Here is a 19110-nt window from a genome sequence, read left to right as displayed (position 1 = left end):
AGTTAATTACTGTTGGTAAAGTCGTCCAGCAGAATCACTCCCAGTGGTGTCCCGCCACCGGTATTGTCCACTGCAATAGCGCCATAGATACCTGCACCGGCAAGGCTCAAATCCAGTGGGCCAATGGCCACTGTTTTGGTGTTGGCTGCGGTAACCTGGAGTACATAGTCCCCTGGCATTACTTTCAGTACTGAGGTTGTGGCACCAAATGGTACGTCTTCCAACAGTGGACTTGCTTCGCTGATATCATTGCTGGCGGTGACATAAATATCCACCATGCCAGCACTGGCCGAAGCATGGGTAATACGAACCTTGGCTTCCGTTGCGACTCTGCGTCTGTCCTCTTCAACATCCAGGATCTGAATGGGGACAGAGAAAGGTGAAGTGTCGTCAGCTGCAATCAGGGAGTAACTCATGCCAAGCATGGTAGAGAAGGCTGCGTTATCCAGCACGACGACACTGTTGTCGGCATCGGCGGCGATGGTCGCTGTGTAGTCTCCTGTGGCCACGCTGACATAATCGGTGAAGGACTTGAACGCCAGTGCATCAACCGCAGGTGTAGTGCTGCCGTTAAGGAAGACATCCACTGCCGGTGCATCGGCAACAGCGTGAACGACTCTAATCGCGCTCTGGCTGCCGGCATCCCGGATTTTAACCGCCGGGGTATCTTCATCTGTCACCGCCAGCAGGGCTACCGGTGAACTGCCTGTACCTGTGTTGGCGATGGCTGTCAGCAGGTAATCCTCACCGGCACTCAGTGCCACAGTGCCAGAGTCATACACAGGAGTCATGCTATCTTTGGCGGTAATACGAACCTGATAATCACCGGCTGTAATTTCAAGAGGGTCGCTGTTCTGACCAAAATCTACCGCACTCAGAGTGGGCGAGGAGAGCTCAGCTCCCGGCGCTGTCACATAGATATCCACCATGCCTGCGTCAGGCGCAGCATGCAGAACCTGCACTCTGGTGTAACCATCGGCGATCTGTGCCATTTCATTGGCAATAAGTTTGAGCGAGACGGTATCAGGCTTGGCAAGACTACCAATCGCCACCGCTTTATAACTGGTGTCACGCATCGCATCGAAAGACGCTGACAGCGCATCAACCTGAGACGTGCTGCCGTCTGGCAAGCGGGCATCCACTGTGACGCTGTATGACTCAGGGGCGATGTCCAGTTCACCGCTGGCTACCGCGTAGCCTACGTCGGACAAGAGCGCTGCACCATTCACATTGACGTTGACCGCAGGGGCATCGCTGATCGCATGTACTACCTGAAGATCGGTACTTGGGTTGAAGTCATCCAACAAAATCACGCCAAGGGGAGTGCCGCCACCAGTGTTATCCACGGCAATGGCACCGTAGATACCTGATGCTTTCAGGTCGAGTTCCAGCGGGCCAAGAGCCACATCTTTGGAGTTGGCAGGCGTGACTTGCAGAACATACTGCCCCGGAGTGACCTTAAGTACGTCTGTAGTGGCACCGAAAGGAATATCTTCCAGCAAAGGGGAGGCATCACTGATATCGTTGGTGGCTGTGACATAGATATCCACGGTTCCCGCAGTGGGTGAGCCATGGGTAATACGGACTTTCGCTTCTGTCGCAACCCTGCGTCTGTCCTCCTCAACGCCCAGGATCTGGATTGGAACGGAAAAAGGTACTGTGTCGTCGACGGCTATCAGCGAGTAACTTTTACCCAGCATGGTAGAGAAATCTGCGTCATCCAATACCACCACACTGTTATCAGCATCGGCTGCGACCTTGGCTGAGTAGTCACCTGCGTCAACACTCACGTAGGGTGTAAAGGATTTAAACTCCAGAGCGTTAACCGCAGGGGTTGTAGCGTCGTTGAGGAACACATCGACAGCAGGTGCATCGGCCACAGCATGAATGACACGAATATCGCTTTTGCTGCCAGCGTCGGGAATCAGAGTCGCTGGCGTTTCTTCATCAGTCACAGCGAGCAGGCTGACGGGCGAGTCTCCGGTACCTGTGTTGGTAATCGCCGTCACCAGATAGTCTTCACCCTCAGCCAATGCAACGCTTCCTGAGTCATACACTGGAGTTTTGCTGTCTTTGGCAGTTATACGGATCTGGTAGTTGCCGGCTGCAATTTCCAGTTGTTCACTGTTCTGGCTGAAATCAACACCACTGAGTGTTGGTGTCCCCAATTCTGCTGCAGGGGCAGTGACATAAATATCGACCATGCCGACAGCGGGAGCTGCATGCAGTACCTGAACCCGGGTGTTGCCGTCGGCAATTTCCTTGTCGGGGTTACTGATGAGTTTCAGGGAGACAGAATCTGAATCGGCCAGACTTCCTATCGCCACTGCCAAATAATTAGTTTCGTTCGCTGCAGTGAATGAGGCACTCAAGGCATCTACTGTGGACGTTGACCCGTCAGGTAATATTGCTTCAACGCTGATGTCATAGCTGGCAGCGTCAACTTCTGACTCTGCACTTGCCGCGGTGAAGGTTACGTCTGAGAGCAGTACGTTACCGTTGGCCTTAACGTTAACCGCAGGCGCATCGGCGATGGCGTGGACCACTTGCAGCTCAGGTTTGTCTGGCTGAGGTGGAGGAGGAGGAGTGATGACGGTATCGTTATCGTCGCTGCATGCACTCAACACCAGAGCTGCGGCGGCTATCATAGAAAAGCTGAGTTTCTTCATTGTATGCCTCATGTCTTGGTTGGCGGCGATCAGTAAGCTGGTCGCTGGGGTCATGAAAGGCTCCATGGAGGGGTTATTGAATCAGATTCAGGGTCAACTGGAGGCTGACAACATACCCTGAATTGAAACTTGTAATACCATTGAAACCAGCTTGGATTACGTTTAGTTATATTAGCAAGATCAATAAATTATCTATTGCTGAACCTTGTGAGCTGAACCTGCGTATAACATCAAGTCCCTCCTTGTATTACAGCTCCAAAGGGCATGGTTAACTGTGTTTAATGATGTTTGATCCAAATCAATTTTTGTGAATTCCCTAACATTTCCCATGCCCCAGGTTTATTCCATCAACGAGTGCTGCGATACTGCCTGCCGATGTTGAAGATGTGATGCGGATCCCAATGGATAAATCGCTGGAAAAACAATTAACGACCTGGCTGAGAAAACAGAAGTCAGCCTGTGGCATCTTTTTACACCTGTCGGTGTTGATGGGTGTGCTCAATGGTGTAGCCCTGGTAGCTCAGGCCTGGTTGGTGGCCAGTGTGCTGCAGGGTGTGATTATGGATAACCTGCCTGCAGGTGAATTCAGTGAGCAATATATGTTGCTGGCCGGACTTGTTCTGGTACGTGCAATATTGGCCTGGGGGCGGGAACGTCTGAGTTTTCAGGCTGGGCTGCGGCTGCGTAAAACTATACGCGAGGCGGTACTTGATAAACTTGAGCGCCTGGGGCCCGCATTTATCAAAGGCAAACCCGCTGGCAGCTGGGCCAGTGTTGTGCTGGAACAGGTAGAAGATCTGCAGGACTTTTACGCCAGATATCTGCCTCAGATGAGTCTGGCTGCTTTCATTCCTCTTATTATCCTGGTGATGGTGTTTCCCCTTAACTGGGCCGGTGGCGTTATCCTGCTGGCAACCGCCCCCCTGATCCCACTATTTATGATTCTTGTTGGTTGGGGAGCGGCTGACGCCAACCGCAGAAACTTTGCCGCGCTGTCACGTCTGTCAGGCCACTTTATGGACCGGCTTAAAGGGCTGTCGACTCTTAAGCTTTTCTATCGGGAACAGCAGGAACTCAAGCAGATTGAAGCAGCGTCTGAAGAGTTTCGCAGCCGCACCATGTCAGTGCTGCGCATGGCGTTTTTAAGCTCTGCCGTGTTGGAGTTTTTCGCTGCCGTCTCTATCGCTGTGCTGGCCGTCTACTTTGGCTTCAGCTATCTGGGACACCTGGACTTTGGTCATTATGGCGCACCAATTACCCTGTTTACCGGCATGTTTGTGCTTATTCTGGCGCCTGAGTTTTATCAGCCGCTGCGGGATATGGGCACTCACTATCACGCCAAGGCTCAGGCCATCGGCGCAGCTGAAGCCTTGATGGAGCTGCTGGAGTATCCCGAACCTGATACCCAGGGTAAGCAGAGCGTGACAGGGCCGCTGACACTGGTAGCCAAAGAGCTCAGGGTGATGAGTATTGATGGTCAGTGCCTGCTGGGGCCGGTGAGCTTTACGCTGGCACCGGGTAAACATCTGGCGTTGGTGGGACCGAGTGGTGCCGGTAAAACCTCACTGATTAATGCACTCTTGGGTTTTTTGCCGATAGAAGGCGAACTGACGGTGAACGACATTGCCTTTGGGGATCTGGATAAGTCCAGTCTGCGAAAGCAACTGGCCTGGCTGGGTCAGGAGCCTCAGCTGTTCCACACCAGTATTCGCAATAACGTTGCGTTGGGTAACCCGGAGCTGACGGACCAGCAGGTAACGAGTCTGCTTGAACGGGCCTGTATTGGTGATTTTGTTACGGGCCAAAGCGCTGGTCTGGATTACCCCGTGGGAGAGCAGGGGCAGGGACTGTCTGTGGGACAGGCGCAGCGTATCGCCCTGGCAAGGGCATTGGCGCAAAATGCCTGTCTGTATCTGTTGGATGAACCTACCGCCAGCCTGGATAGCCTGAGTGAACAGCTGGTACAAAAGGCGTTGGCCGAAGCCACGGCAAGCAACAGCAGCCTGATGATTACCCACAGATTGGAAGAGCTGCAGCGCAGCGATGAGATTCTGGTGATGGATAAAGGACTTATCGTGCAGCGGGGAGACTTCGAAACTCTGGCTGCAACTCAGGGCCTGTTTGCTGAAATGTTGTCCGAGTCACGGGACAAAGGGATTGAAATCCCGGGAGTTGAGTCATGAAATCACTGCTGCCCTTTATTCGTCTGTTCCGCCACCAATGGTTGATGATGCTGGTGGGCGTGGTGCTGACCATTACGACTCTGATGGCGGGTATAGGCCTGCTGTCTCTGTCGGGCTGGTTTCTGTCAGCTACGGCAGTAGCGGGTTTGACTGTTGCCACCGCTCAGGCATTTAACTTCTTTACCCCAGCTGGGGGCGTGCGCTTTTTGTCGATAATGCGTACCGCCAGCCGCTATGGTGAACGTCTCTCTACCCATGAAGCTACTTTCAGGTTACTGACGGATCTGCGTATCTGGGTATGGCGCAAGCTAATGCCCTTGTCGGAGAAAAACCTGGCCGGTGTTCGTCGGGGCGATCTGCTCAACCGTCTGGTCGCGGACATAGATACCCTGGATCATATCTACTTGAGGCTGCTGACGCCTTTGGGTGGCTCACTGCTGATGATAGGCCTGCTGTATCTGTTCCTCAGCATGTTTGATGCCTCGCTGGCTGCAGCGCTTTGTGGTGCATTACTGCTGGCCTGGCTGGCATTGCCGCTGGTGTTTTATATGTTGGGGAAAACGCCGGGCCGCAAACTGGTAGCCAGCAAGCGAAGCTATCGTGTGGAACTGCTGGAGTTCTTGCAGGGGCAGGGAGAACTGACTCTGTTTGGTGCGCGGGATGCTTATCGTACCAGGCTGGACAGTGCCGAGCAGGCTCTGCTCGATGCGCAAAAGTCCATGGCCGATGTGACCTCTTTAAGTCAAAGTGCGCTGGTATTGGCCAGTGGTGGCGTTGTGCTGCTGATGTTGGCACTGGCAGCCAATGGTGTGGGAGACAATATTCCACCCGGGCCTTTGTTTGCCACCATGGTGTTTGCTGCTATGGCCTGTGTTGAGCTGTTGATGCCTCTGGCCGGTTCTTTTCAGCATCTGTCTGCCTGCGTCATGGCCGCAGAAAGGGTAACGGAAATTACTTCCCAGGAGCCGGATATTCAGTTCCCTGAAGTGTCTGATGCCAGCCTGGTGTCCGGAGCATTGCAGATTTCAGATCTGGGTTTCAGCTATCACAGCGATGGCTTACCACCAGTACTTAACGGGTTCAATCTGACGGTGGAAGCTGGTCGTAAGGTCGCGCTGCTGGGGCAAACCGGCTGTGGTAAATCGACTCTGCTATCATTAATCACCCGACAATGGCAGCCCGACACAGGCAGCATTTTGTTGGATGGTCATCAGATTAATGATTTTACTCAGGCAGAATTGCGACGGGGTATCTCTGTGGTCAGCCAGCGAGTATATCTGTTTGCCGGTACTCTGAGAGACAACCTGGCCATTGCTTTAATGCCGGATGAAAATGGCAAGGCTCCCAGGGTTGATGATGAGCAGCTGCTGCAGGTGCTTAACCGTGTGGGGCTGCAGACCCTGACTCAGGGCGACAAGCCACTGAATATTTGGTTGGGTGAAGGCGGTCGCCAGCTTTCCGGCGGTGAATTGCGGCGTATCGGTATTGCCCGGGTACTGCTGCGGGATGCCCCCTTGCTGCTGTTGGATGAACCGACGGAAGGTCTGGATAAGCGCACAGAGCGCGAGATTCTGGCCTTGCTGTTTGAGTTTGCCAGAGACAAAACTGTACTGATGATCTCTCATCGCCTGACCGCCATGGCGCAGATGGATGAGATCCACCTGTTGGAGCAGGGGCGCATAACCGACTCAGGCACCCATGAGAGTCTGCTGACGAACAACCGTTACTATCAAAGCCTGTATCAGAGACTCTGATTATCTTCTCGACAATTAAACGGCCTGCGGGCCGTTTTTTTATGCCTGTTCCAACTTGTTTACTTTTTGATTTTTGGCGTTCGGTCACTGATTTTGATTTAAACAGATAACAGAATAGTTATTGGCGTATGCCAATAACTAATTTGAAGAGACCTGATGGCAAGACCTAAGAAATGCCGGCATCTGAGTGCTCATGTTCCCTGCAGTTTGTTTAAACCCAACGGCATCCCCGGTTGCGAGCTGGAAAAGCTGATACTGGATGCAGACGAATTTGAGGCCTTGCACCTGGCCGATGTGATGAAGCTGCAACAGCTGCAGGCTGCCAAGCGTATGGGCATTTCCCGGCAGACATTTGGCAATCTGATAGCCAGTGCCAGGCATAAGGTGGCCAGCGCCATTATTGAGGGCAAAGCTCTGGTTTTGCCACAACCAACACAGGAACAATAAGCATGATTATCGCCGTACCCGTGAGCCGGGGAAAACTGGCCAAACATTTTACCAAAGCCCCTCAAATTGTGTTTTTCAACGCTGAGCATCAGTTGCTGGAAACGGCTGAAAACCCGGCAATGGCTGGTGGCTGTGCTGCCAAAAAGGCCATGTTGAACCTGATTAAATCCAGGGGCAGCACCATGGTGCTGGTGGACCAAATTGGTGAACGTATGCTGGGTAAATTGTTGGCGACCGGGGCGGTAATCAGTAAAGGCGACAGTGGCCAGCCACTGGAACTGGTATTGGCGACCAGCCAGGATAATGCCAGATTTCTTACTGCAGCTGATCAGGGCCGACCTTCGTTGAACCATGCCAAAAAAGGCGGTTGTGGCGGTGGCTGTGGTTGCGGCGGTCATAAGTCGAAAGAGGAACCTGCAAGTTTGCTGATGCCAGTGACGTCTGCGCCAGCATTAAGCTTTAGTGGTTTTAAAAAAATCTGATAGCTTAATTTGAGGCGTTTCTAAGCCCGTCCCCCTAGCTGGATGGGCTTTATTTTTATCAGGCTATGGCAGTCGCCTGCCGATAAGCTACAACCAGTTATTTTCCACTAAAGAAAATCTATCTTGAGAGGCAATTTATTGTGCCTCGTCATCCCCATATTCCCTGCCTAGACTGTGAAACCAGATACCAAGGTTACTAAGTCGGAGAACGGGACCATGAGCACCAATCAACCCCAAGATACCAAGCAAACTGCCAGTCAGGCCTGGATAGAGCTGAATGCTGATTTCAACAAGGCTGTGATTATCCCAGCAGGAGAACTGGAGTACTCACCAACGCCAATGCAGGGGGTTCGCCGCATGATGTTTGAACGTGTCGGTGATGAAGTGGCCCGCCGGGCAACCTCATGTGTGACCTATGAAGCGGGCAGTAGTTTTAAGGCTCACAAGCATCCGGGGGGCGAGGAGTATCTGGTGCTGTCAGGGACCTTCTCTGACCAGAGAGGAGACTTTAGCACAGGTTGGTATGTAAGGAACCCTTTGAACTCCAGCCATGCTCCATTCACACATGAAGGCTGCGAGATATTCGTCAAACTCTCTCAGGTGCCCGATGAGGAGGCTGAGTATCTGGAGCTGGATACCAACACCGCCGAGTGGCAGCAGGTTTCCGCCAATGAAAGTCGGTTGATGCTGTGGCAGTCGGAGTATGAGCACACCAGCTTGCACAGGGTGACAAAAGGGTATCGTCACAGATTCCAGGCTCTGGATGTACTGGAGCTGTTTGTGGTGGAAGGTGCTGTCCGGGTGGATGGCAAGTTGTTGAAAGATCACTCATGGTTACGGTTGCCACCTGAGTCCATTGTGCTGGTTGAAGCCGAAGAGTCGGCGCAGTTTTACCTCAAAATAGGCCGTGGAGCCGTTCGCTTCTAGGCGATCTCAGTTAATACAAACTCAATTTTCAATTGTTAATCAAAAATAAGGGGCGTTTCGGCGTCAGGGGGAAGTTATGTCTGAACAAATAATACAGGTTTACGAAACAACAGGTTTTCCAAATCCAGCCAGAGTCAGAGCGGCACTGGCCTATAAGGGAGTATTGGAACAGGTGGAGTTCACTGAGGTGGATGTGATGGCCAAGGCGCACAGAACCCCTGAGTTTTATCGAATCAACCCGCTGGGCACTGTGCCTGTACTGAGAACCTCAGAGGGAGAGTACTTGTCGGAAAGTACCGCAATTACCGAGTATCTGGATGCCAGATTTCCGCAGAAAAACCTGACAGGAGAAAGCCCCCTTGAACGGGGACAAATCCACATGATGCAGCGCCGCGCGGAAGCCATGGTGATGGATGCTGTAGGCGCCTACTTTCATCATGCCACTGCAGGTTTGGGCCCAGAGTTGGAGACCAATCAGTGTCAGGAGTGGGGACGGATACAAGAGGTGACTGCCTCAAGAGGTTTTGCTTACTTTAATGACGTGCTTGCAAAGCACGACTATGTGGCGGCAGACAGATTCTCCATGGCGGATATCACATTGTATTTTGGTCTGGAGTTTGCTGATTTTGCAGGCCTGGAAATACCTTCGACACTGTCCGCACTGGCGGCATGGCGTGAGCGGGTTAAGGCGATACTTCAATCCAACGGGTGACAGAAGGGGGAAATGAATATGGACGTACAGTCTTTTTATCATGAAACCAGTGGCACCTTCACCTATGTGGTATCGCAGAATGGTGAAGCTATGATTATCGACCCGGTACTGGATATCGATGGTAATGACTTTGACACTCACTTTGCCGATAAGCTGATAGATTACCTGGCAAAAATAGGTGCCAGGCTCAAGTACCTGCTGGAAACCCATATTCATGCCGACCACCTATCCGCAGCCCCTTATCTGAGAGTGAAAATGGGCGGGCTGATTGGCATAGGAAAAGGCGTTGAGGCTGTGTATTCAAAATGGAAACAGTCACTGGGAGGTAAGCCGTTAGCTGGCTATGACCTGTTGCTCGACAGTGACAGCCAGTTGATGTTGGGAGGTGACATGGTGGGCGTTATTGCCACCCCGGGTCACACCGAGTCATGTGTCTCCTATCTGATCAAGGATGCGCTGTTTGTCGGTGACCTGTTGATGAATCCGTCAAAAGGGACGGGCAGAGCAGATTTCCCCGGCGGTAGTGCAGATGAGATGTTCGCATCCATAAAGCGCCTGTATCAATTGCCGGATCAAACCCGGGTCTTTCTTTGTCATGATTATCCAGGGGAGGGCAATGATGCGATCAGTGATAAGCCTCTGTCTGAGCACAAGCAGGGCAATGTGATGCTCAATCAGGATACGACAGCAAAGGTGTTTTCCTGCTGCCGATTGCAGAGAGATAAGGGACTGGACGCACCGCGAATGTTAAATGTCGCTGTGCCCTTTAACCTGACTTACTGCGTGCCTCGCAGTACTTAGGGGTTAACCTGGCTTGCTCGATAAGCCACTCCTTTAATAGCTCTACTACTCTGGTGATGGGCTTGTTATCGGGCCACACCAGATAGTAGGCCATAGCTGAGGTCATCCAGAAGCTGTCGGTGCCAAAGGGACAAACCAAATTACCGGACTGAATATCCTCTGACACCAGCACCTCACGTCCCAATGCCACTCCCTGGCCGCGAATGGCGGCATCTATTAAGTCTGCAGAGCTATTAATTTTAAGGCCATTGAGTTTTGGCTGAGTGAGTTGCTGGCTTTGATGCCAGGATTGCCAACTGGGGTAGGCCGGATTGTTGGCTACCGACATATCATAAAGTACCGGGTAATCGGCGAGTTGACCCGGGTCGCTAAGCCCCTGATGTTGCAGCTCGGGTGCGCATACAGGGAAGACCCTTTCTTTCATCAGCAGACAGGAGTCCAGTGCAGGCCAGTCTCCCTGACCATAACGTATGCCTATATCTATGCCCGCCGCCTGATAGTCCATCAGTTGAATACTGGTATCGATATTCAGGCTGATGTCCGGATAGCGCTGCTGGAACTCAGCCAGTTTAGGCATCAACCACTTACTGGCGATAGAGGGACTCAGGGCGAGGGTTACCTGCTCGCTGCCGGGGCTTTTCAGCAGATCCAATCCCTGAGTGAGATGCGCCAATCCCTGCTGGAACTCAGGCAGTGCCGTTTCTGCTTCCGGTGTTAAGGTTAATCGGCTTTGACCTGATTGGCTGCGAACAAACAATTTGATGCCCAACCAGTCTTCCAATTGTCTGACTTGCTGGCCGACGGCGGCCGGGGTGACATTTAACTCCTGGGCGGCAAGCGCAAAACTTTTGTGTCTGGCGGCGGCCTCAAAGGCCCTGATGCCGTTGAGGTGGGTCAGTCTGTGCATCCCTGAATTGGCTCCAATTAATGATTTTCCGTGAAAGAGAGGATTGTTATCAGTAATAAAGAAGTTAAGACAGATAGTGCTGCTAGTCGAGTGATTCCCCGAATGTTTTGTATGTCAGTCTGGAAATGAAGGTAACAAAAAGGCGCCACATGGGCGCCTTAACATTGATATCGAGGGTTAGTCGTTGTCCTGCTCTACGGAGCAGTTATCCAGCTTGTTGTCAGGAGTGCGATCGCATTCTGCTTCAACCTGTTTGCCAATATACTGGGCCAACTGATTGTTGATGACTTGATAACCCAGTAGAGTTGCGGAGAAGCCAACGCCATCGACAACTTTGCCTTCCAGCTCTACACGGGAGGTGTCAATTTCGTCACTTTCAACTTCCTGTACCAGATAGTCGTTACCCTGTTGGTAGCCAGAGAACTCAACCCACTCGTTGGTGAAGCTGCGATCTTTATTAAGACTATCTTCAAACTGAGTGCGGGGTGATACATAGAATGGAATAGCATTCATAGTCATCACACCGGTATCGGCGTTGTAATCGGCATAGCCTTGAGCTTCGAATTCCGGCAGTTCAACAGGGACATCATCGCTACCTTCAAATTCGACCTCAGTGGCATTAAGACGCATGGCGCCAGTGTCCCAGTTACCTTCCACTTCAACCAGAGCACCTGGTATAAGGTCGGCAGAGGTTTTGTCATCATCAAAATCTGTAGATTTCAGAATGCCTACAGCTAAATTTTGGTTTACCACCATGTGACTCTTGTCCTGAGCCACCCAGCTGATACGCCCAGAGATTTCAATATCACCATCGACATCGGTATAGTCCGGAGTATCAACTTGGACGTTGGCCTGTTCGATGCGCAGATTAGCCCAAGCATCAGCCGTTTTGTCGGCGTCCAGAGTACCGTCAACCTCAACCCATACACCGTTTTTCAATTGCTCAGATTTGTCTACGTGTTGAACTTTTACTAGCACGTTACCCAGCATGAACTCAGTCTTTGCATCATTTAATTGGGTAACAGCGCCTTCGATTTCACTTTCTTCAACAGCGCTATCTTTGTCACTTTCGATTTCAATGAAAGTAGTCTGGATGCTTTTTCCATCCAATGGGTAACCACTAACTTCGACCATTTGACCAATAGTAAACTTACTAATGTCTTGCGTGGTGACGATTTCAAATCCAGCTACTTCCAGCTTCCCATTTTTGTTAGAGGTCACTGGAGCACTGAGCAGGTCATCAAATTGGATTTGGCTGACAACGCCTTCTGGATTGGCCTGAACTGTTAGCAACATACCTACTTTAAGTTGGCTTAAATCGCTGCTGCGGCTGATAGTGGCGTTGCTCAGGTTTAGTTGGTGGTTGCCAATAGTTGCTGCACCTGTGTCTTTGTTCAGGGCGGTCAACTCACCTGAAATCAGGCTTGGTGCTGCTTCCGGTACCGGTGGATTAACCGGACCTTCATCGTGACCGCCACTGCAGGCGCCGAGGGAAGCAACCAAAGGGAGCAACAACAATCTGGATTTCATAGTGGACTCTCTGTATAGGGGTTAAAAACCCGCGCAGTGTAGTCCTCAAAGGGCGTGTTGGCGATACCCCGTCCTGGGGTGATACATATGATACAGGAAGGATTTTCAGCGGTTTATGGGGTAAGTTATTGATAATTGCATTGTGAATTCTGTTGCTGTTCACAAATCGGCGTCTGGTTGTGATTTTAATCTCTTTATTAATATTTAATGAAAGTCCATTTGCAAATGCGGCTGTTACATATGTAAAAAAAGAGCCCGTAAAAGGGCTCTTTAATCAGTGTTAACGGATTAGCCGAGTCGTTTGGAAAACTCCAGATAACGCATAACTTCCGGCTCAGGGAATTTTAGTTCGTCACCGTCCTGCACGCTGCTGAGCAGGTTCTCTCTGGCATAGCGTTTAATCGTGGTTGGTGACTGACCCAAAATTTCACAGACTTCGTCAAGAGATAGCAGTTTGTCACTCATACAGGGTGTCCTCGTTGTCCTTATTGACCTACCTGAATTGAGTATAGCCAAGGAAATTCTGCTTGCCGGAAATGTAGCGACATATGTTCGAGACTGATTGTGAGAAACGTCAGGCGTGCCAGGTACCACGTATCGGATAGTTATTTTCCGGGTTACGGATAAACGCCAAACCTGCTGCCAGGGTTTTTAGATCGGGCCGGGCAAATGGACCGTTGGAGATATCGATGACCTGCAGCTCACCGTGGTCGTTAATCACAAACAGGCCGGGCTCGGCAAAAACATGGTCGGTTTCTGCGGCGCTGCGGGGGCTTGAAAGGTATAACCCAAGTTGCTGCATTTGCTCTGTAGTGAGGTCATAACCAATAGGGAAGCTCAGCGTCAGATTGGCCATATGTTCGCTCACCTGTACCAGACTGTCTGCAGATGCCACTGCGATATCCACACCGATTGCATAAAACTCCTCCTTGAGGACTTCCAACTCAGCCAGATAACGGGTGCAAAGGGGGCAGTGTTTGCCCCGGTAGATCACCAGCAAACGCCAGTCGAAGCCTTTGGCTGGTTGATGTAATGCCAGGGGAGCGGCGTGTTGCTCAGAGTTGAACTGTTTTACCGTCAGTGCCGGAAATGTCTGGCCTGCAATAAGTTTACTATTTGGCATAAGAGATACTCCTGGTTATCCGAGACACCGCCAGCCTGGAGCTGACGGCGGTAGTCAGGTAAAAAGCTCAAGTTAGAAGCTGAGGTACTGATAGCTGGCGTCAGTTTTATCTCGCTTGCCCCGGTATTTATCTTCGAAGCTATCAGCCCAGATGGCGCTGGCGGTCAGGTTCTGGTTCCAGTCGAAAACCGTATTGCGATGGATGATTTTCCACTCGCCATGTCGACGCTCAAAACGGAAGTGGTGACGGCCACCCAGAATCCCTTCTTTATCAACACCGTCTTCTTCATGTACATGGTAAGCCCAGACATAGGCCTCGGCATTTGCTGTATCGCCTTTCACTTCAATCAGAGGGTTACTGATCCTGTGCTGGGTCGCCTTCAGGGCTTTAAATCCTTCCATCGCCGGGGCAACGAAAGCGTGGGCATTGTCATTGTAGAAAAACAGATCCGGGAATATAGGGTCCTGATGTTCCTCAATGGCGTCTTCCCAATAGGCAAACTTCATCAGCTCGCCATCGACACGATCCAGCGCCCGGGCGAATTTATACATGACTTCAGTAATGGCTTGCTTGTCGAGCAATATTTGCAGTTGTTGTTGCAGATCCATGGTGTGCCTCTTTGGTTGCGAATTGAAACTGAGGCCAGTCTACTCCCGTGAAAAAGTAATAGAAGCCAGCTAAAATGCATAGCATCTATTCCTGTTGGGAATATAATTCTGATGTTGAAGCTCAGGTGAAGCAGGGCGTTATGGATAAGATTACGGCGATTCGGACCTTTGTGCGTGTGGTGCAAAGCCACAGTTTTTCCGCAGTAGCCAGAGAGTTGGGTAGCTCGCAGGGAACTGTCAGTAAACGGGTGGCGGCATTGGAGGAGATGTTGGGTATTCGCCTGCTCAGTCGCTCCAGTCGGGAGCTACTACTTACCCCAGCCGGAGAGGAATATTACCGCCATGCGCTGGCGATGCTGGAAGAGCTGGATGAGTTGGAGTCCAGATTAAAAGGCGATATCAGCAGGCCAAGAGGTATGCTCAGAGTGGCTGCTCCTGTGGCTATCGGCAGAATATTACTGGCGCCTGTCGTTAAAGAGTTTCTGGATACCTACCCCGATATTCAGTTAAGCCTGTCCCTCAGTGATGCCCATGTTGACCTATTGAGTGATGGTATTGATGTCGCCATTCGTGCCAGTCAATTGGAAGACTCAAGTCTGGTGGCCAGGCCATTGTTGGCTAATCCAATGGTGGCGGTAGCGTCTCCTTGTTATTTGCAACAGGCCGGTGTCCCGGAGCATCCCTCAGATCTGACTGCACATGCCTGTATCAGTTACTCCCGGTTCAGGTCGAGTCATCTATGGCAATTTCATCAGGGGGAAGAGCTGGTTTCGGTGCAGGTGGGTGGCCGGTTGCAGTGTGACAATGGTGACACCTTGCTGGAGTTGGCGCTTGCCGATAACGGCATTGCACTGTTGCCCGAGTGGATGCTGACGGCGGCGCTACAAAGTGGACAGCTGGTGAGAGTGCTGTCAGCCTATCAGGCTAGGGAGTTACCCATTAATGCCGTGTATCTGAACCGTCGCTATGTGCCGCTTAAAGTGAAGTGCTTTATCGACTTTGTGAAGCAAAGGCTGGAGATGTGATGGATTGCCACGACCCAGGGTTTCAGGGGCGTGGCATCCGCTCATACGGATTGGTATCAGTTATCGAGATTGATCCCCTGATTTTTCGCCATGACTCTGGCCATTCTGGGTGCGGTCCATAATGAAGGCAGCAGTATCAATGAAACCGGTACAGCCGTAATCACGATAAAGGATTGCAGCGCCTGAATGCCTCCTGACCCCAGGGAGATCAAAATCAGTGCGGTAGCGCCCATCATGATGCCCCAAAAGCTGCGGATAATCGCATTGGGTTCGGTCTCTCCACTGATCACTACACTGATGGTATAGGTCATGGAGTCACCTGTGGTGACGATGAAAACCGTGGTCAGTATAAGAAACAGAATGGAGATCAGAATAGGCAAAGGCAGTTGCTGAGTGATCGCCAATAGAGCTGCCGGCAGGTTAAAGCCTTCAAATGCGCCACTCACTGAACCCGGTGAAGCAATTTCAAATGCCAGACCCGAGCCGCCCACAACAGTGAACCAAAAGCAGGTAATAACGGGGGCAATAAAGCTGATGGCCAGCACCAGTTCACGTATGGTTCTGCCCCGTGAAATACGGGCGATAAAAATGGCCATCATAGGGCCATAGCCCATAAACCAACCCCAGAAAAACACTGTCCACCAGCTGAGCCAGCCCTCATCGGCACGATAAGTCGCCATCGGCACAAAGTTATCTATCATGCTGCCCATGCCATGTAGGTAGCCATTAATGATAAAGCTGGTAGGGCCAAAAATCAGAATATAGGCGAGCAGGGCAACAGCCAGGATGACGTTGTAGCGACTGAGTATTTGAATGCCCCGGTTTACGCCACTCAGGGCGGAAATGGTGTAAATCACAATCGCCATCAGGATCACAATAAACTGGGTAGTGAAACCGTCGGGAATTTCAAACAGGGCGTTGAGGGCATAGCTGATCTGCAGTCCCAAAAAGCCGATGGGACCAATGGTTCCCGCTGCCACAGCGACAATACAGCAGGCATCAATTGCGGCGCCCAGAGGTCCCTTGAGCACACGTTCGCCAAAAACCGGATAGAGCAATGTCCGTGGTTGCAGTGGCAGGCCTTTGTCGTAATGAAGATGCATCAACACAATTGATGTGAGACTGCCCAGAATAGTCCAGGCGAGAAAGCCCCAATGCATAAAGGCTTGAGACAGAGCATTGAAGGCCATCAGGGTGTTGTTATCTTCAGTGCCAAATACCGGCGGAGGAGTGACATAGTGGGCGATAGGCTCGGCGGCGGCCCAGAATACACCGCCTCCGGCCAGCAGGGTGCAGAGTAATATCGCCATCCATCGGAAACTGTCTATCTCAGGCCTGGCCAGACCGCCGAGGCGCACGGCTCCGGTGCGGGCTACTGCCAGGCCAATGGCGATAATAAAGGTCATCAGCATCAGCAATTGCCAATAGGGGCCGAATACGCTTTCGGACCAGGCAAAGCCTGTGTTGACCAGTTGGGACAGCAGAGCCTTGTCATACAGGGCTAGTGCCACAAATAGAGTGAGAAACCCACCACTGAGCCAAAAGGCGGGGTTGTTGAGGCCCAGTTTCTCCACCAGAGTTTTCGGCGGGGTAACGGACGCGGCTTTTATAGTATTGCTTACAGTCGACATGATGCTTTCTCCCAGCATTGTTGGCTTAGTCGCACATACCTGGGCCTGCATCTTTCTTGAAAAAACATAAACAGACAGTAACGATCAGCTCTTTAATGAGTATTGGTGATGACTCCCGGCCCTTACGCCGATAATCCCGAATGAATTAATCGACATGGTACAGAAATTTTTCTTGAATCTCAGTTAAATAGTTTGCGGTCTTGTTTGTATTTTGGTGTGAGTTTGTAGTGATTGCTTGACGGGGGAAGGGAGAGCAGAGCATTGAGCAAGTTAGAATATAAAAACAAAAAAGGGCATAGCCAGTTGGCTATGCCCTTAATGATTATAAGCTCTTATTAGAAGGCCATAAACAGACCAACAATAGTGGCAGACATCAGGTTGGCCAGAGTCGCTGCCAGCAATACCTTCATGCCCACAGAGGCGATGTAGCCAGACTGTCTTGGGATCATGGTGCTCAGCGCTGCAACCACCATGGAAACTGAACCTATGTTGGCAAAACCACACAAGGCTACCGTCAGTACAGCAACAGTTTTTGGAGACATGGCTTCACCGGTGGCAGCAACCAGAGTCTCGCCGTCGATGTAAGGCGCGAAACCTGCGAATGCCACGAACTCGTTCAGTACCAGCTTCTGAGCAATAAAGTTACCGGCGACCGTGGCTTCAGCCCAAGGGATACCGATCAACCAGGCCACTGGTGCAAACAGGTATCCCAGGATCAGTTCCAGAGTCAGGTTATCCTTGCCAAACAGAGCACCAAACCAACCGATAATACCGTTCAGCATCTCCATCAAGCCGATACAGGCAATCAGGATGGCACCAACCACAACGGCAATCTTCAGACCATTGATAGCGCCTTTGGCGATAGCGTCGATAAAGTTGGTTGGCTTTTCATCGTCCGGCAATTCAGGCACGTCATTGACCGGGGTTTCGGTTTCCGGAATTAACAGCTTGGCGAACAGCAGGCCAGCAGGCGCTGACATAAAGCACGCCATAACCAGGTATTCGATATCTACGCCCATACCGGCCAGACCTGCCAGGATCGAACCCGCGATAGACGCCAGACCACCTACCATGATGGCGAATATCTCTGACTTGGTCAGGTATGGGTGAAATGGTTTGATAAACAGTGGCGACTCGGTCTGACCACACACAGTGTTGGCGATGGAGTTCATGGATTCGGCCTTGGACGAGCCGATAATCTTCTGCAGACCGCCACCCAGGATTTTAACGAACAGCTGCATGATGCCCATATAGTGCAGCAGGCTGATCAGGGCCGAGGTAAAGATAATGGCCGGCAGTACCTGGAAGGCAAAGATAAAGCCCAGGTTTTCTACCTGGAAGGTCACCAGGTTACCAAATACAAAGCCGATACCTTTAGAGGCATAGCCCAATACGTTAGACACACCGTTAGAGATAGACAGCAGTACGCTGGCACCAAAGTCGGTGGCCAGTACAAAACCGGCGACGGCTAGCTGGATAACCAGAGCGCCACCCACGGTGCGCCAGTTAATACGGGTTCTGGCGTTGGAGCAAGCGAAGCCCAGCGCCAACAGGGCGATAATGCCAAGTAGGGATTGCAGCATGGTGAAGATACCTGTGAATGCTTATTGATTAATTTGGTTGATTGCCTGAAGCAGTTGCTCAGTATGCTGACGGACCTGTTGCATAACCTGATCTCTGTTGCCGCCTTCACTTTCGGTAGAGTTCATTTCGAAAGTAATCACTTCATCGACAATGGCCATTTGTGCAGCCTTGATAGGGTGAGTTGCAGCTTGCAGATACTGGGGCAGAGGGAAGAAGTTAAACTCTCCCTCGCTGTAAGAATTGGCTGTCGCACCACAGGTGATGGACAGAATAACCCGCTTGCCTTTGAGCTTGTCGCCCTCTGGGCCAAATGCGAAGTTGTAGGTAAAGACTTCGTCGAACCAGATTTTCATAATCGCCGGATAGGTCGACCAGTACAGTGGGAACTGGAATACGATGGTGTCGGCACTTTGTAAGGCAGCCTGTTCGGCAGCAATATCGATACGATAGTCCGGGTACAGGGTATCCAGCTTACGAACAGTGATGTTGGACTCATCAGCCAACAGATCCAGAATGCCCTGGTTGGCAACGGACTTTTCAAGGTTTGGATGACCAGAGATCAGCAGGGTGTTATTCACTTTCGCTCCTGAAGGCCGGGGGGCCGAACAGTATTTCATCTAAGTTGGTGATTTTATCGGCGGGTTTGGTAATTAAATTTCACACTTGAAAATAGTCGAATATAAAACATCGATATTTAATGGCTTTATATTCGTATTTAATTTCTTT

General features: G+C 51.2%; 17 protein-coding genes. 8 read left to right on the top strand and 9 right to left on the bottom strand.

Going from position 1 to position 19110, the window contains the following annotated elements; genetic code table 11:
- Positions 1–2: 2 nt before the first annotated feature.
- Positions 3–2723, bottom strand: coding sequence for a DUF4397 domain-containing protein (locus L2725_RS08935; RefSeq protein ID WP_249248618.1), 2721 nt, complete (start codon positions 2721–2723; stop codon positions 3–5).
- A gap of 347 nt (positions 2724–3070) precedes the next feature.
- On the opposite strand from L2725_RS08935, the gene cydD reads away from it, so the two are divergent.
- From cydD to L2725_RS08900, 7 genes are all read left to right on the top strand, one after another.
- Positions 3071–4852 (top strand): heme ABC transporter permease/ATP-binding protein CydD, encoded by a 1782-nt coding sequence (gene cydD / locus L2725_RS08930; protein WP_249248617.1) that lies wholly within the window; start codon positions 3071–3073, stop codon positions 4850–4852.
- On the top strand, positions 4849–6606 hold the full coding sequence (cydC, locus tag L2725_RS08925) for a heme ABC transporter ATP-binding protein/permease CydC (RefSeq protein WP_249248616.1): 1758 nt from the start codon (positions 4849–4851) through the stop codon (positions 6604–6606). The genes cydD and cydC overlap by 4 nt, the downstream gene beginning before the upstream one ends.
- 156 nt (positions 6607–6762) lie before the next feature.
- A complete protein-coding gene (locus tag L2725_RS08920; protein WP_249248615.1) occupies positions 6763–7053 on the top strand; it encodes a DUF134 domain-containing protein in 291 nt (96 codons plus the stop codon).
- Between the two features lie 2 nt (positions 7054–7055).
- Entirely contained in the window at positions 7056–7535 is a 480-nt protein-coding gene (locus L2725_RS08915; RefSeq protein WP_249248614.1) for a NifB/NifX family molybdenum-iron cluster-binding protein, read from the top strand.
- Between the two features lie 216 nt (positions 7536–7751).
- Positions 7752–8462 (top strand): cupin domain-containing protein, encoded by a 711-nt coding sequence (locus L2725_RS08910; RefSeq protein WP_249248613.1) that lies wholly within the window; start codon positions 7752–7754, stop codon positions 8460–8462.
- A 91-nt stretch (positions 8463–8553) separates the two neighbouring features.
- Positions 8554–9174 carry a glutathione S-transferase family protein gene (locus L2725_RS08905; RefSeq protein ID WP_249248671.1) on the top strand — a complete coding sequence of 207 codons (621 nt, stop codon included), beginning with the start codon at positions 8554–8556 and terminating at the stop codon, positions 9172–9174.
- A gap of 18 nt (positions 9175–9192) precedes the next feature.
- Positions 9193–9975 (top strand): MBL fold metallo-hydrolase, encoded by a 783-nt coding sequence (locus tag L2725_RS08900; protein WP_249248612.1) that lies wholly within the window; start codon positions 9193–9195, stop codon positions 9973–9975.
- On the opposite strand, the gene L2725_RS08895 is transcribed toward L2725_RS08900, so the two are convergent.
- The 5 genes from L2725_RS08895 to L2725_RS08875 all read right to left on the bottom strand — a co-directional run bounded on the left by L2725_RS08895 (position 9941) and on the right by L2725_RS08875 (position 14144).
- Positions 9941–10882: a LysR substrate-binding domain-containing protein gene (locus L2725_RS08895; protein ID WP_249248611.1), complete on the bottom strand. Its 942-nt coding sequence runs from the start codon at positions 10880–10882 to the stop codon at positions 9941–9943. The genes L2725_RS08900 and L2725_RS08895 overlap by 35 nt on opposite strands.
- 177 nt (positions 10883–11059) lie before the next feature.
- Positions 11060–12412: a DUF5666 domain-containing protein gene (locus L2725_RS08890; protein WP_249248610.1), complete on the bottom strand. Its 1353-nt coding sequence runs from the start codon at positions 12410–12412 to the stop codon at positions 11060–11062.
- Between the two features lie 288 nt (positions 12413–12700).
- Positions 12701–12877 (bottom strand): helix-turn-helix domain-containing protein, encoded by a 177-nt coding sequence (locus L2725_RS08885; protein WP_115136276.1) that lies wholly within the window; start codon positions 12875–12877, stop codon positions 12701–12703.
- A 109-nt stretch (positions 12878–12986) separates the two neighbouring features.
- Positions 12987–13535 (bottom strand): redoxin family protein, encoded by a 549-nt coding sequence (locus L2725_RS08880; RefSeq protein ID WP_249248609.1) that lies wholly within the window; start codon positions 13533–13535, stop codon positions 12987–12989.
- 72 nt (positions 13536–13607) lie between these two features.
- Positions 13608–14144, bottom strand: a complete 537-nt coding sequence (locus L2725_RS08875; protein WP_249248608.1) for a nuclear transport factor 2 family protein — start codon at positions 14142–14144, stop codon at positions 13608–13610.
- A gap of 140 nt (positions 14145–14284) precedes the next feature.
- Here L2725_RS08875 and L2725_RS08870 point away from each other — a divergent pair, with 140 nt between their 5' ends.
- Entirely contained in the window at positions 14285–15169 is an 885-nt protein-coding gene (locus tag L2725_RS08870; RefSeq protein WP_249248607.1) for a LysR family transcriptional regulator, read from the top strand.
- A 56-nt stretch (positions 15170–15225) separates the two neighbouring features.
- On the opposite strand, the gene L2725_RS08865 is transcribed toward L2725_RS08870, so the two are convergent.
- The 3 genes from L2725_RS08865 to L2725_RS08855 all read right to left on the bottom strand — a co-directional run bounded on the left by L2725_RS08865 (position 15226) and on the right by L2725_RS08855 (position 18962).
- Positions 15226–16800, bottom strand: coding sequence for a BCCT family transporter (locus L2725_RS08865; RefSeq protein ID WP_249248606.1), 1575 nt, complete (start codon positions 16798–16800; stop codon positions 15226–15228).
- 335 nt (positions 16801–17135) lie between these two features.
- Positions 17136–18383: a NupC/NupG family nucleoside CNT transporter gene (locus L2725_RS08860; RefSeq protein ID WP_249248605.1), complete on the bottom strand. Its 1248-nt coding sequence runs from the start codon at positions 18381–18383 to the stop codon at positions 17136–17138.
- A gap of 21 nt (positions 18384–18404) precedes the next feature.
- Positions 18405–18962: an NAD(P)H-dependent oxidoreductase gene (locus L2725_RS08855; protein ID WP_249248604.1), complete on the bottom strand. Its 558-nt coding sequence runs from the start codon at positions 18960–18962 to the stop codon at positions 18405–18407.
- Positions 18963–19110 lie beyond the last annotated feature (148 nt).

The organism is Shewanella corallii (assembly GCF_023349125.1).
Taxonomy (GTDB): domain Bacteria; phylum Pseudomonadota; class Gammaproteobacteria; order Enterobacterales; family Shewanellaceae; genus Shewanella; species Shewanella corallii.
The sequence above is the reverse complement of the archived record's forward strand: the minus strand, read 5'-3'. Positions and strand labels throughout refer to the sequence as shown.